Origin of the sequence: Streptomyces sp. NPDC051582 (assembly GCF_040681715.1) — a bacterium.
Lineage (GTDB): Bacteria > Actinomycetota > Actinomycetes > Streptomycetales > Streptomycetaceae > Streptomyces.
In genome coordinates this window covers 1-13,001 of record NZ_JBFAZJ010000067.1, presented here as the reverse complement: position 1 = coordinate 13,001, position 13,001 = coordinate 1, and the positions used below count along the sequence as shown (strand labels likewise).

At 72.6% G+C, this 13,001-nt stretch carries 11 protein-coding genes and 1 pseudogene; 5 read left to right on the top strand and 7 right to left on the bottom strand.

Going from position 1 to position 13,001, the window contains the following annotated elements; translation table 11 throughout:
• Nucleotides 1-5: 5 nt before the first annotated feature.
• Nucleotides 6-1,121: a glutathione S-transferase C-terminal domain-containing protein gene (locus AB0M92_RS38500; protein WP_366107049.1), complete on the bottom strand. Its 1,116-nt coding sequence runs from the start codon at nt 1,119-1,121 to the stop codon at nt 6-8.
• 252 nt (nt 1,122-1,373) lie between these two features.
• On the opposite strand from AB0M92_RS38500, the gene AB0M92_RS38495 reads away from it, so the two are divergent.
• Both AB0M92_RS38495 and AB0M92_RS38490 read left to right on the top strand, forming a co-directional pair.
• Nucleotides 1,374-2,090, top strand: a complete 717-nt coding sequence (locus AB0M92_RS38495; RefSeq protein WP_366107048.1) for a tRNA-dependent cyclodipeptide synthase — start codon at nt 1,374-1,376, stop codon at nt 2,088-2,090.
• Complete coding sequence (locus tag AB0M92_RS38490) at nt 2,087-3,304, top strand: cytochrome P450 (RefSeq protein WP_366107047.1); 1,218 nt, start codon at nt 2,087-2,089, stop codon at nt 3,302-3,304. The genes AB0M92_RS38495 and AB0M92_RS38490 overlap by 4 nt, the downstream gene beginning before the upstream one ends.
• 120 nt (nt 3,305-3,424) lie before the next feature.
• Here the strand turns inward: AB0M92_RS38490 and AB0M92_RS38485 are convergent, their stop codons facing one another.
• From AB0M92_RS38485 to AB0M92_RS38470, 4 genes are all read right to left on the bottom strand, one after another.
• Nucleotides 3,425-5,986: an FtsX-like permease family protein gene (locus tag AB0M92_RS38485; RefSeq protein ID WP_366107046.1), complete on the bottom strand. Its 2,562-nt coding sequence runs from the start codon at nt 5,984-5,986 to the stop codon at nt 3,425-3,427.
• A 72-nt stretch (nt 5,987-6,058) separates the two neighbouring features.
• Nucleotides 6,059-6,772, bottom strand: coding sequence for an ABC transporter ATP-binding protein (locus AB0M92_RS38480; RefSeq protein WP_366107051.1), 714 nt, complete (start codon nt 6,770-6,772; stop codon nt 6,059-6,061).
• A gap of 229 nt (nt 6,773-7,001) precedes the next feature.
• A complete protein-coding gene (locus AB0M92_RS38475; protein WP_366107045.1) occupies nt 7,002-8,279 on the bottom strand; it encodes a HAMP domain-containing sensor histidine kinase in 1,278 nt (425 codons plus the stop codon).
• Between the two features lie 5 nt (nt 8,280-8,284).
• The gene (locus AB0M92_RS38470) at nt 8,285-9,025 is read right to left on the bottom strand and encodes a response regulator transcription factor (protein ID WP_366107050.1); all 741 of its coding nucleotides are present in this window, start codon (nt 9,023-9,025) and stop codon (nt 8,285-8,287) included.
• A 442-nt stretch (nt 9,026-9,467) separates the two neighbouring features.
• Here AB0M92_RS38470 and AB0M92_RS38465 point away from each other — a divergent pair, with 442 nt between their 5' ends.
• From AB0M92_RS38465 to AB0M92_RS38455, 3 genes and pseudogenes are all read left to right on the top strand, one after another.
• Nucleotides 9,468-9,878: a VOC family protein gene (locus AB0M92_RS38465; protein WP_366107044.1), complete on the top strand. Its 411-nt coding sequence runs from the start codon at nt 9,468-9,470 to the stop codon at nt 9,876-9,878.
• Between the two features lie 31 nt (nt 9,879-9,909).
• Nucleotides 9,910-10,146: pseudogene (locus AB0M92_RS38460) on the top strand (AraC family transcriptional regulator); the annotation flags it as partial.
• A 93-nt stretch (nt 10,147-10,239) separates the two neighbouring features.
• Nucleotides 10,240-11,499, top strand: a complete 1,260-nt coding sequence (locus tag AB0M92_RS38455; protein ID WP_366107043.1) for an ROK family transcriptional regulator — start codon at nt 10,240-10,242, stop codon at nt 11,497-11,499.
• A gap of 9 nt (nt 11,500-11,508) precedes the next feature.
• On the opposite strand, the gene AB0M92_RS38450 is transcribed toward AB0M92_RS38455, so the two are convergent.
• On the bottom strand, nt 11,509-12,282 hold the full coding sequence (locus tag AB0M92_RS38450) for a CAP domain-containing protein (protein WP_366107042.1): 774 nt from the start codon (nt 12,280-12,282) through the stop codon (nt 11,509-11,511).
• A gap of 440 nt (nt 12,283-12,722) precedes the next feature.
• The coding region (locus tag AB0M92_RS38445) for a putative Ig domain-containing protein (RefSeq protein ID WP_366107041.1) at nt 12,723-13,001 on the bottom strand (279 nt) is incomplete at its 5' end.

The window sequence follows — 13,001 nt, the reverse complement described above, 5'->3', positions numbered from 1 at the left end:
GGCGCCTAGTGAGGGACTGGCCGGCGCCCCCCCCCCCTCCCCCCGCCCGCGCCCGCGGCCGGGGGGACGGGGGGCGGAGCCGCGGCCGCGCTCGTGGTCGGAGCAGGCGAAGACACGCCTCCCTGCGCGTACGGCCACGGGACGCTCTCCGCCGCCGTGGTGGGGCCGGGCGGCGTGCCGTCGCCGAACGGCCGCCCGCCCTGCGCCGCGCGGCCGTGCGGCGCGAGCCAGCCCGACGGGTCCGGGCCGAGCGGCACGATCCCGGTCGGGTTGATGTCGTCGTGCACCAGGAAGTAGTGCTGTTTGATGTGGTCGAAGTCGACCGTGTCGCCGAACCCGGGCGTCTGGAACAGGTCCCGGGCGTACGCCCAGAGCACCGGCATCTCCGACAGCTTCTGCCGGTTGCACTTGAAGTGGCCGTGATAGACGGCGTCGAAGCGCACGAGTGTGGTGAACAGCCGTACGTCCGCCTCCGTGATGGTGTCCCCGACGAGGTAGCGCGAGCCCTCCAGCCGCGCGGAGAGCCAGTCGAGCCGCCGGAACAACCGCTCGTACGCGGCCGCGTACGTCTCCTGCGATCCGGCGAAACCCGCCCGGTAGACGCCGTTGTTCACGTCCCGGTAGACCACCTCGTTCACGGCGTCGATCTCCGGCCGCAGCGCGGGCGGGTAGAGCGCCGGAGCCCCGGTGCGCTGGTACGGCTTCCACTCCAGCGACAGGTCGATCGTCATCCGAGAGAAGTCGTTGGTCACGACCCGGCCCGTCGGTACGTCGACGATCGCCGGGACGGTGATGCCCCGGTCGTAGCCGGGATCCCGGGCGAGGTACGCCTCCCGCAGCCGCTCGATGCCGAGCACCGGGTCGCGCCCGCCGGGATCGAGGTCGAAGCGCCAGCTGCGCTCGTCGTGCGTGGGCCCGGCGATGGCCATGGGCAGCGCCTCCTCCAGGCCGAGCAGGCGCCGTACGATCACCGCCCGGCTCGCCCAGGGGCAGGCGCGGCTGACCACCAGCCGGTAGCGGCCGGGCTGCACGGGATGTCCGTCGCGTCCGTCGGCGGTGATCCGGGTGGTGAGGTACCGGTCGTCGCGGGAGTATTCCTTGCCGCGCGTCACATGGCTCACCCGAGCCGTCTACCCGGGAAACCTGCCGGTGAACGCCGGGGAGGGGGTGATTACAGGGGTGATTCCAGGGGCCTGGCGAATCCGCCCGGGGTCCAGATCGTATGATCGCACAGCTCGTGGAGCACAAATCCGTAGAGTAACCGGTCGGTAGCTCTGGATCATCAGGCCCGTTCTCGGTAGCGTCATCTCTCGCGCCGCCACACCCAGGGCACACGGCCCTGCGGGACTCGTGGCGCAGGGGAAATACTCACGTTGACGACTGCCATTCAAGGCATCTTCGCCGTCCGTCCCTATACGCCTCACTGCCAGGTCATCCACGACGAGGGAGACCATGCCGTCATAGGCATCTCGTCCGGGAACTCCTACTTCACCCACGACCGCGTGCTCGAACTCGCCCGGTGGGGACTCGACCACTTCCGGCAGGTCGATCTCATCTGGACCGACATGCACGTCGCCGAGATGTTCGTGGCCCTCGGCTACCCCGAGGTCGAAGCACAGCGCAAGGCGGTGAAGAACCTCCGCGGCGTCCGCGCCAAGGTCACCTCCGCCGTCGCCGTCCTCGACCCCGAAGGGGAGCGGCTGCGCGGCCGCCCCATGTCCGCACTCCTGGAGCTCCCCGCCTACCAGCGCATCCGCTCCGGGCTCGACGTCCTCATGGCCGACGACCCCGAGTTCCGCGAGGTCTGCGACCAACTCGCGGCCCGTTTCCTCGCCGACAAGCTGGGCGGCCGACCGCCGACCGAGCTGCAGCGCCAGGTGTGCATCAAGTACGTGTGCGCCGAAGTGCCGCTGTTCCTCGACACCCCGGCCATCCTCGGGGTCTCCTCCTCGCTCAACTGCTACCACCAGGCACTGCCGTTGGCCGAGCTGCTGTACGCACGGGGCTGGGGATTGCGCGCCTCGCGCAATCAGGGCCACGCCGTCATCACCCCCGCCGAAGAACGCGAAGAACAGGACCGCCCCGCATGACCAGCACCATCGAACCCGCCACGGCGGCCATGGCCGACGAGCTCACCCGGTTCCCGTTCGACGCCAACGGCACGCGGCTGCCCGACGAGATCGCGCACCTCCTCGCCCACGAGCCGGTCAAGAAGGTCCGCACCATTGCCGGGGCGCAGGCCTGGCTGGTGTCCTCGTATCCCCTGTGCAGGCAGGTGCTCGACGACCCTCGGTTCTCCCTCAAGGACACCTCCGCCGAGGGCGCGCCCCGCCAGTACGCGCTGACCATCCCCCCGGAGGTGGTCAACAACATGGGGAACATCACGGGAGCCGGGCTGCGCAAGGCCGTGATGAAGGCCCTCAACCCGAAGGCCCCCGGGCTGGAGGCGTGGCTGACCGGCCACGCCCACGCCCTCGTCGACCGGCTCGTCACCACCGGGATTCCGGGCGACCTGCGCCGCGACTTCACGGTCCCGTACTCCACCGGGCTGCACTGCCACATCCTCGGCATCCCGCAGAGCGACGGCCCCGACCTCTACCGCTCGCTGCACGTCGCGTTCATGAACAGCCCGCGCACCATCCCCGCGGCGGGCATCAACTGGGACCGCGACATGGGCCACATGATCGACCGGCTCAACGACCCGGACACGACCGGTCTCATGGCCGAACTCGCCGCCCTGCGCGAGGACCCCGAATACGCGCACCTGACCGACGAGATGCTGGCGACCGTCGGCGTCACGATGTTCGGTGCAGGCGTCATCAGCGTCATGGGGTTCCTCACCATGGCCCTCGTCTCGCTGATCCAGCACCCCGATCTCAAGGCGCGGTTGATCGCCGACCCGGCGCTCATCCCGGCCGCCGTGGACGAGTTGCTGCGCATCAACCTGTCGATCGCCGACGGTCTGCCCCGGATCGCCACCGAGACCATGCGGCTCGGCGACGTCACCGTGCAGAAGGGGGAGCTCGTCCTCGTCCTGGTCGAGGCCGCGAACCACGACCCCGCCGAGTTCGAGGACCCGCACTCCGTACGCCTCGACCGGCCGAACCCGAACGCGCACCTCTCGTTCGGCGGCGGCGGCCACTACTGCCCGGCCACCGCCCTCGGCAAGCGGCACGCGCAGATCGCCATCGAGGTGCTCCTGCAGCGGCTGCCCGGCCTCGACCTGGCCGTGCCGATCGAGCAACTCGTCTGGCGCACGGGGTTCATGAAGCGGATCCCGGAGCGGATGCCCGTGCTCTGGTGAGCCCGCGGGGGGAGTGAGCGCACGACGCCGAGGGCCGGGTCCGACCACCCCGGCCCTCGGCGGCATCCGCGCACGTCCGTCACGCGTCACGTGCGCGGGCGCGTCCCGCGCGCACGCCCGTCACCTCTGCGCCACGGCCTCCAGCGGGCTCAGGGCGGCCGCGCGGCGGGCCGGCACGGCGGCCGCGAGCACGCCGATCGTCAGGGACACCAGGCACACGAGGAGCAGCGTGCCCCAGGGCGGCGACAGGGAGTACTCCTTCATGGCGCCGTTGGTCAGCGACCCGACCCCCCAGGCCCCGAACAGCCCGCCCGCCAGGCCCAGCAGCGTGCCGAAGGCAGCGACCGTCACCGACTCCAGGCGGATCATCCGCCGGATCCCGGCGCGGTCCATTCCGATGGCCCGCAGGACTCCGAACTCGCGGGTGCGGTCCGCGACCGACATGGCCAGGGTGTTGACGATGCCGAGCAGCGAGATCACCGTGCCGATGGCGAGCAGGCCGTACATCAGCGTCAGCAGGTCGGCCAGGGAGCCCGCGGCCTCGTCGACGAGTGCCTGCCGGTCCTTCACCTGCACCAGCGGACTGTTGCCCGCGGCCGCGCGCAGCCGGTCCTCGGTGGTCTTCGAGACCGCGGCGCCGTCGGCGCGTACGAGGATCCGCTGGACGGAGTCGGGCAGGAAGCTGTCCCGCTGCACGTCGGCACGCGAGCCCAGCACGTCCCCGGCGGTGGGGTTGTCCGCGTAGACGCCGACGACGGTGTACTGCGTGAACTCCTGGTTCTGCCCGATGCGGGCCTTGACCTGGCTGCCCGCGCCCACGCCCTGCTCCCGGGCGACGGTGGCGGAGAGGGCGACGCGGCCCGGTCCGAGGTCCTTCAGGGAGCCCGCGGCGAAGTCGAGCTTCATGACCTCGCCGACCGTGGCGGGGTCGACGCCGGCGATCGCGCGGACGGCGCCGCCGGTGAAGACGGTGGAGTCCGCCACGCCGGCCGCCGTCCGCACTCCGGGCGTGGCGGCCACCCGCTTCTCCGTGCCCGGGTCGATGGCGGTCATGGTGGTGCGGCTGCCGATCACGTAGTCGGCGCCCAGGCCGGCCGCGGCCTGGCGGTCCAGGGCCTGCCCGGTGGAGTTCCCGATGACGGCCAGTCCGGCCACCAGGGCCGTACTGACGATCAGCGCGGCGGCGGTGGCCGCGGTGCGCCGCGGGTCGCGCAGCGCGTTCTCACGGGCCAGGTGCCCGGTGATCCCGAGGCGGCCGGTCAGCCGCCCGGTCAGCCGGATCACGGGGACGGCGAGCAGCGGCGCCAGCACGATCAGGGCGACCACGATCAGGGCGCAGCCGAACATCGCGTTCTGCAGGTTCGCCTCCGAGGCGTCCTTCGCTCCCGTCAGCGAGACCAGCAGCCCGCCGCCGGCGGCGAGCAGGACCAGCCCCACGCCGCCGCGCACCCGCGAAGCGGTCGCGGTGGGCGGCTGCTCGCACGCGCGCAGCGCCTCGATGGGCGCGACCTTGGCCGCCTTGCGCGAGGGCAGCCACGCGGCGAGCACCGTGATGCCCACGCCCACGCCCAGCGCCGCCACGACGGGCAGCGGGCCGATCACGAGGGGACCGTCGGGCAGCCTGTCCTGCGAGGTGCTCAGAAGGCCGGGCAGTACGGAGGCGATGCCGAGGCCGAGCACGAAGCCGGCCGCCGACGAGACCAGCCCGAGGACGACCGCTTCCCAGAGGACGGAGCGGACGACCTGGCGGCGTGAGGAGCCGATGGCGCGCAGCAGCGCGATCTCCCGGGTGCGCCGGGCGACGAGCATGGTGAAGGTGTTGACGATGAGGAAGGAGCCGATGAAGAGCGAGACCCCGGCGAAGATCATCGGCATCTTCTGGTAACCGCGGGTCAGGGTGTCGGTGTAGGTGGCCTGCTGGGTCGCCTGGGCGGAGCCGGTCACGGCCTCGGCCCGGTCGGCCGGGAGCAGGGCCCGGATCCCCTCGGCCAGCCGGAACTCGTCGGTGCCGGGTTTCGCGGACACGTCGATCGACGTGTACCGGCCCGGGGACGCGTACAGCTCCTGGGCGGTCGCCTTGTCGAAAACGGCGAGGGTGCCGCCGGCGGTCACCCGTGAGTCCCCGGTCCTGACGATGCCCACGAGCCGCTTCTTCAGCACCGGGCCGTCGGTGGCCAGCGTGACCGTGTCGCCGATCTTGAACCCGCCGGCCGCGGCGGTGCCGCTGTCCACGGCGAGTTCCTCACCGCCGCGCGGAGCACGGCCCTCGACCAGCGGATACCGGCCGTCCTTGCCGTCCTGGCCCGGTACGTAGGCGGCGGCCAGGTTCGCCCAGGCCTTGCCGGCCCGCAGCGGACGGCCGTCCGCGCCGTTCAGGGTGGCCGAGCCGTCGGCGGCGGGCCGCGCGGCGGCGACGCCGGGTACCTCGGCCAGCTTCCGTACGAGCGCGTCGTCGAGCGCTCCGGCCTGCTCGCCGCCGGCCCCGGGCGGGGTGTACTTCGGGGTCACGGTGACCGCGATGCCCGCGAAGTTCTTCGAGGCGGCGACGCGGTAGGCAGCGGCGGAGGACTCCGCGAAGACGAGGGTGCCGCAGACGAAGGCGACACCGAGGCAGACCGCGAGAACGGTCGTGACCAGTCGGGCCTTGTTCGCCAGGGCGTTGCGCAGGGCTGTTCTCAGCATGGGCAGCTTTCGGGGACTCGGGGGGCCGGGTACGGGGACGGGGCCGGATACGGAAACGGGTGCGTGCGGGCGTCAGCTGGTGCGGGCGTGGGTGTCGAACGCCTTCATCCGGTCCAGCACCCGGTCCGGGGTGGGACGGGACATCTCGTCGACCAGCCGCCCGTCGGAGAGGAAGACGACGCGGTCCGCGTAGCCGGCGGCGACGGGGTCGTGGGTCACCATGACCACCGTCTGACCGAGCTCGCGCACCGAGTCGCGCAGGAAGCCGAGGACCTCCGCCCCGGCGCGGGAGTCGAGGTTGCCGGTGGGCTCGTCGCCGAAGATGATCGAGGGCCGGGAGACCAGGGCGCGGGCGACCGCCACGCGCTGCTGCTGCCCGCCGGACAGCTGTCCGGGCCGGTGGCCGAGCCGCTGGGAGAGGCCGACCATGGAGACCACGCGGTCCAGCCACTGCCGGTCGGGGCGGCGGCCGGCGATGCTCAGCGGCAGCGTGATGTTCTCCAGCGCGGTCAGCGTCGGCAGCAGGTTGAACGCCTGGAAGATGAAGCCGATCCGGTCACGGCGCAGCTCGGTCAGCTGCCGGTCGCCCAGGGTGCTCAGCTCGGTCGTACCGATCCGCACGGAGCCGGAGCTGACCGAGTCGAGCCCGGCGGCGCAGTGCATCAGCGTGGACTTGCCGCAGCCGGAGGGGCCCATGATCGCGGTGAACTCGCCCTCCCGGAAGTCGATGCTGACACGGTCCAGGGCGACGACCCGGGTGTCGCCCTTGCCGTAGACCTTCGACAGGTCGCGGGTGGCCGCGGCGAACCCGGTCGTCGGGTGCGGCGTGAGGGAGTCAAAGGGCGCGGTGGTCACGGGGGCTCCTCTTCGGTGCGGGTGGATGCACTTCGAAGGGTGTCCGGGACGTGTATCGGGGCCGGAGCCGCCGTGTATCGGGGTCCGCGTCGGTTCGTATCGGTTGTGTAGGGGGGTGGGCGGAGCGGTCGGGCGGAGCAGTGGGGAGGGGGCGGGTCCGTCAGGAGGCGGGCAGGCGCAGCGTGGCGACCGCGCCGCCGTCCGGGGCGTTGTCCAGGCGCAGCTCGGCGCCCAGGACCCGGGCCTGTCCCAGGGCGATGGTCAGGCCCAGCCCGTGGCCCGAGCCGCGCTCCGCAGCGCCGGTGTGGAAGCGGCGCGGACCTTCGCGCAGCAGGTCCGGGGGGAAGCCCGAGCCGTGGTCGCGCACGACGACGGTACGGCCCTCGACGGTGACCTCGACCGGAGCGGCCCCGTGCCGGTGGGCGTTGACGACGAGGTTGCCGACGATCCGTTCGAGGCGGCGCGGATCGGTCTCCACGGTCTCGGCGGGACCGGCGCCGGCCGCACCCCCGGCTCCGGTGACGGTCACCGACGCGTCGAACCCGGTGCGCGCGACCGCCTCGCGGACGACCGCGCCGAGCGGTACGTGGGCGCGGACCGGGTGCTCCGCGCCCGCGTCCAGCCGGGAGATCTCCAGCAGGTCCTCCACCAGAGCGCGCAGATCGCGTACCCGGCCCCGGACCAGGTCCTCCGTCTCCCCGGGCGGCAGCAGATCGGTGGCGGCCAGCAGCCCGCCGACCGGCGTGCGCAGCTCGTGGGCCACGTCCGCCGTGAACTGCCGCTCGGTGCGCAGCCGCCGGCCGAGGCTGTCCGCCATGAGGTCGACGGTGGCGGCGATCTCGGCCACCTCGTCGCCGCCCTTGGTGGGCCCGGTACGGGCGTCCAGGTCACCGGCCGAGATCCGGCCCGCGGTCTCGGAGACCCGCCGCAGCCGTCGGCCCAGCAGCCCGGCCCCCCAGGCCGCCAGGGGCACGGCCGCCGCGAGGGAGACCAGCGAGGCCACGGCCACGCTCATGTCGAGCCGGCGCAGGTCGTAGAGCTCCGAGCTCATGTTGACCTGGACGGCCAGCACCGGGCTGCCCGGTCCGGCGACCCGCTGGGCGCCCCAGACGCTCGGCCCGACGTTGTTGTCGATCCGCCCGTCGTAGGCCGTGTGCCGCTCGTCATCGGCCGGCTCGCGCAGTGCGGCGGGCAGGTCGGCCGGGTCGAGCCGGGCGCCGCCCGTGAGCGTGCCGGTGCGCCGGTAGGCGTCCATGGCCGAGTACACGCCGTTGTACGCCCGCATCCCGGCGCGGCCGCGGATGTCGCTCGCGGTCCACAGGTGGACGAGTACGCCGACGGCCACGGCGACCAGGCAGGCGGTGGCCGCGGCCAGTGCGGCGATCTTCCAGCGCAGGGAGACGCGGTCCGGCCGGGGCAGGCGGTGGTACGGGCGCACCGGTCTCAGCGCCTGAGCTTGTAGCCGAAGCCGCGGACGGTCTCGATCCGATCCCGGCCGAGCTTGCGGCGCAGCCGCTGCACGCACAGGTCCACGACCCGGCTGTCGCCGTCCCAGCCGTAGTCCCAGACGTTGCGCAACAGGGTGTGCCGCTCCAGTACGACGCCGGGGTGGGCGGCGAACTCCAGCAGCAGCTTCAGCTCGGTGGGGGTCAGCGCCACCGGGCTTCCGGAGACGAAGACCTCCAGGCCGCCGGTGTCGAGGGTCAGGTCCCCGAAGACCAGCAGGTGGCCCTCGGAGGCGGTGGCCGCCTCCTCGCCCGCGCCGCGCCCGGGCGCCGCGGCGGAGGGCGCGTACGTCGCGCGGCGCAGCAGCGAGCGGATGCGGGCCACGAGCACGTAGGTGTCCACGGGCTTGACGACGTAGTCGTCGGCCCCGGCCTCCAGGCCGGCGACGATGTCGAGCCCGTCGCCGCGGGCGGACATCATCAGGATGGGGACCAGGCTGGATTCGCGGACCCTGCGGCACAGGCCGATGCCGTCCAGACCGGGCAGCATCACGTCCAGGATCAGCAGGTCGAAGCTCTTGTCGCCGTCGCCGTCGCCGTCGCCGTCGCCGTCGCCGACGCGGTCCGGGTCCTCGCCCGTGTCGCCGTCGCGGAAGCGTTCCAGCCCCGTGAGACCGTCGGCCGCGGCCTCCACCCGGTAGCCGTAGCGTTCGAGGGCCACGGTGAACGACCTGCGCATCAGCTCGTCGTCCTCCACCAGCAGCACGCGCACGGGGCGCGCGGGGGCCGGGGCGGGGGTGGACGAGGGCACGGGGACGACTCCTGCGGGGGCGGACGGGCGGGGGCGGCGGGCGGCCCGAAAGGAACGATACGGCAGGTGGCGGGCGCGGCGAGGGCGTCATCGACCGGCCTCCCGCTTCGATGGAGAACCAAGCGCTGCCTGATACGCGACGGATACAAACCCCGCCTCGCAAGCGCTCTGGTTGCCGCTCGGGGGTCGCGGGGCTTGACTGAAACGCATGGACGAATCACGCCGGGCGTGGGTCATGATCTTCGGCATCCTCTTCGTCATCTTCGCCGACCTCGCGGCGATCATCTTGATGAACACCGTCGGAAAGTGACCGGCGGACGGATCAGGAACGGAGAAGCGCGGGAGCATCCGCCCCACCTACCGTGTGGTCATGGACATCACCCTTCACACGAGCTCCCTGCCGCATGACGATCCGGAGGCCGCGCTGGCCTTCTACCGCGACATCCTCGGGTTCGAGGTCCGCAGCGACGTCGGCCAGGGCAAGATGCGCTGGATCACGGTCGGCCCCGTCGGCCGGCCCGGCACCTCCATCCTCCTGGCGCCCCCCGCCGCCGACCCCGGCATCACCGAGGACGAGCGCCGCACCATCGTCGAGATGATGGCCAAGGGCACGTACGGCTGGATCCTGCTGGCCACCCGGGACCTCGACGCCACCTTCGAGAAGGTCCGGGCCGGCGACGCCGAGGTCGTCCAGGAGCCGACCGACCAGCCGTACGGCATCCGCGACTGCGCCTTCCGCGACCCCGCGGGCAACCTGATCCGCATCCAAGAGGTCCGCTGAGCCACCACACCGGGACGAGGGGGGTTCTCGCATGTGCAATCCCGCGTGGGGACGCGCACTCACCCAGGCGCAGCGCCTGGAGGACTTCGCCCGGCTGCGCCACGTCCGCGACCGGATCGACCGGGAGTGCGCGCGGCCACTGGACGTCGAGGCGCTCGCCCGCGGGGCGGGCATGGCGGCCGGGGAGCTCGGCCGCCGGTTCCGGCTCGCGTACGGGCAGTCTCCGTACGCCTACCTGATGGCGCGTCGCATGGAACGCGCGAGCGCCGAGGGGCCCCGGCGCCGCTGACGCCCACGGCCCGGGGAACCGGCGCCGGTAGTATGGGCAGGAAGATCTTCTGACAGTCGACCAGGGGTACGTGTGACGAACCGAGCACCCGGTGTACCCCGGGTCCTGCGCACCTTGAACGACCGGACGGCCCTGGAGCTGCTGCTGGAACAGGGACCGCTGTCCCGGGCCCAGATCGCCCGGCTGACCGGTCTGTCCAAGCCGACGGCCTCGCAGATGCTGGCCCGCCTGGAGGAGTCCGGCCTCGTCGTGGCCGGCGGCACCTCCGCGGGGCACCCCGGACCGGGCGCCCTGCTCTACACGCTCAACCCGGCGGCCGCGTACGTGGCCGGGCTCGACGTGACACCCGGCCTGATCCGGACGGCGGTCGCGGACCTCACCGGGCGGACGGTCGGCACGTACGAGCTGACCGTCCCCGAGGAGCGCGGCGGCGAGGTCGACCAGGTGATCGCGGCCGTCGAGGGCGCCGCGCGGGCGGCCGGGCTCACCTCCGAAGCGATCCACCGGGTCGTCGTCGGTGCCCCGCGCGCCTTCGACCACCGCGCGGGCCGGCTCCGCTACCCCAGCCACCTGCCGGGCTGGCAGTCGCCGACCCTGCTGCGGGAGCTGGCGGCCCGGCTCCCGATGCCCGTCGACTGCGAGAACGACGTCAACCTCGTCGCCATCGCCGAGGGGCGGACCGGAGCGGCCCGCGGGTACGAGGACTTCTTCCTGCTCTGGAACGAGGAGGGCATCGGCGCCGCCATGATGTTCGGCGGCCGCCTGCACCGCGGGCGTACGGGAGGGGCCGGCGAGGTCGGCTTCATGCCCGTGCCCGGCACGCCGCTGGTGCGCCATCCCGAGGTGGCCGAGACCGGCGGGTACCAGGACCTCGCGGGCTGCCATGCGGTCCCCGCGATGGCGCGCAGACTGGGCATCGCCCACGCCGCCCACGTCGCGGACGGCTCCGACGACGCGGAGCCGCACCCGGGCACCGGACGCCACGGTGCGGCCGATCCGGCGCTCGACGAGGCCATGGCCATCCTGCGGCGGGCCTCGGCCGAGACCGAAGGCCCGTACCGCAAGGTGCTGGAGGAGTTCGCGACCGGCGTCGCCACCGGCCTGTCATCGATCGCGGGCGTCCTCGACCCCGAGCTCGTCGTCCTCTCCGGCGGAGTGTTCCTCGCGGGCGGCGAGCCGCTGCGCGCCCTGGTCGAGGCCGAGCTCGCCGAACTCTCCGCCTGCCAGCCGCCGCTGGTGCTCGCCGACATCCGCGAGCACCCCGTCCTGCGCGGGGCACTGGAGTGTGCCCTGGCCACGACGCGGGACGAGGTGTTCGACACCTCCCGCTGACGGGAGGTGTCAGCGGGCCGTGCCGAAGTCCTGCGTCCAGTAGGAGTTCGGCTGGGCGAGTCCGACGCCGATCTCCTTGAAAGCACAGTTGAGGATGTTCTCGCGGTGCCCGGGGCTGTTCATCCAGCCCGTCATGACCTGCTCGGGGGTGCTGTAGCCGTACGCGACGTTCTCGCCGTACGTCATCCAGGTGAAGCCGCTGCGGGTGATGCGCTCGCCCGGGCCCGAACCGTCGGAGCCGGTGTGCGACATGTTGGAGTGCGCGGCCATGTCCTGGCTGTGGTTCAGCGCGGCGGCCGTCAGCTTGGGATTGACGGTGAGCGCCGAGCAGCCGACCTTGGCGCGCTCCTGGTTCACGAGGGCCACCACCTCGGCCGCGGGGCCGGAGGCCGCACCGGTCGGGGCGGTCGGCTGCTCCGCGGTGGGCGGAGCCTTCGGCTTCGCCGGGGCCGGGCGCGCGGGCTTCGCCGCGGGGGGCCGCTGCGTCGGCTCCGCGGCGGGCGGGGTCGGTTCCGGGGCCTGCGTGGTCTGCGCGGCCGGCGCGGCCGTCGCCGTATCGACCGGGAGCGGGGCCTGCGCCGGGTCCGCCGCAGTCTGGATGGACTCGGTGGGGGAGGGCGCGGTGTGGGAGGGGCGCATGCCGTGCCTGCCGCCGGCCTTCGCCCCACCCGCGTCGTTCGTGTGCAGGCATGCCATGGCGGCCGTGGGTATGCCCACGAGGCCCAGGGTGACGGCGGCGATGGTTATTTTCTTGTAGTGCGTCTTCTTGCGGTGTTTGTGCATGCGTGACCTCACGTGGTTTCTGCGATGCGTCCTGCGCCTGAGCTGCTGGAGCGCGGGGGCCGGGCCGCCATTCTTAGAAGCCCCGGAACGGGCTGGCAAGTCCCGCCGCGGGGCGGTGGGGGAGGGCCGGGCGCCGGGCTTGAAAAGGGCGGACAGTCGTGCTGACCGGGTGGTCGTCCGGCCGCGTGAGATCGGGACCCTCCCTCAGACATCGCTGTGACGTGGCCAGTTGCCGCAGAGGGTGCTCGCGCTTGACACGCCCATGTCGGGTGAAGAGGGTAATGTCGATTCGAGTGGGACAAATATCGACATGTCGGGGACGGTTGAACGGACGTAATGCTTCCGTGATCAGTTGCGCCATGGTGATGCATGTCACTGTTTCGCGTGGAACCGTGCGGGGCTCCGGGGGCGGACGGTGTGCGCCCGCCCCCTGCCGCTGATCAGAACCAGTTGATGGTGAGGGGGAAGGTGGTGGTGGCGGTGGTGGGGGTGGTGTCGGTGGCGGTTGCGGTGATCCGGAGGGTTCCGGTGGCCCAGGGTTTGCCGGTGATGCGTCCGGTGTTGGTGTCGAGGGTGAGTCCGAAGGGGAGGCCGGTGGCGGTGTAGTGGATGGCGGGTTTGCCGCCGGTGGCGGTGAGTTGGATGGTGCAGGTCTGGTTGAACTTGCAGGTCTGGGGTCCGGGGTCGGCCAGTTTCAGATCACCGGGGGTGGGGGTCGG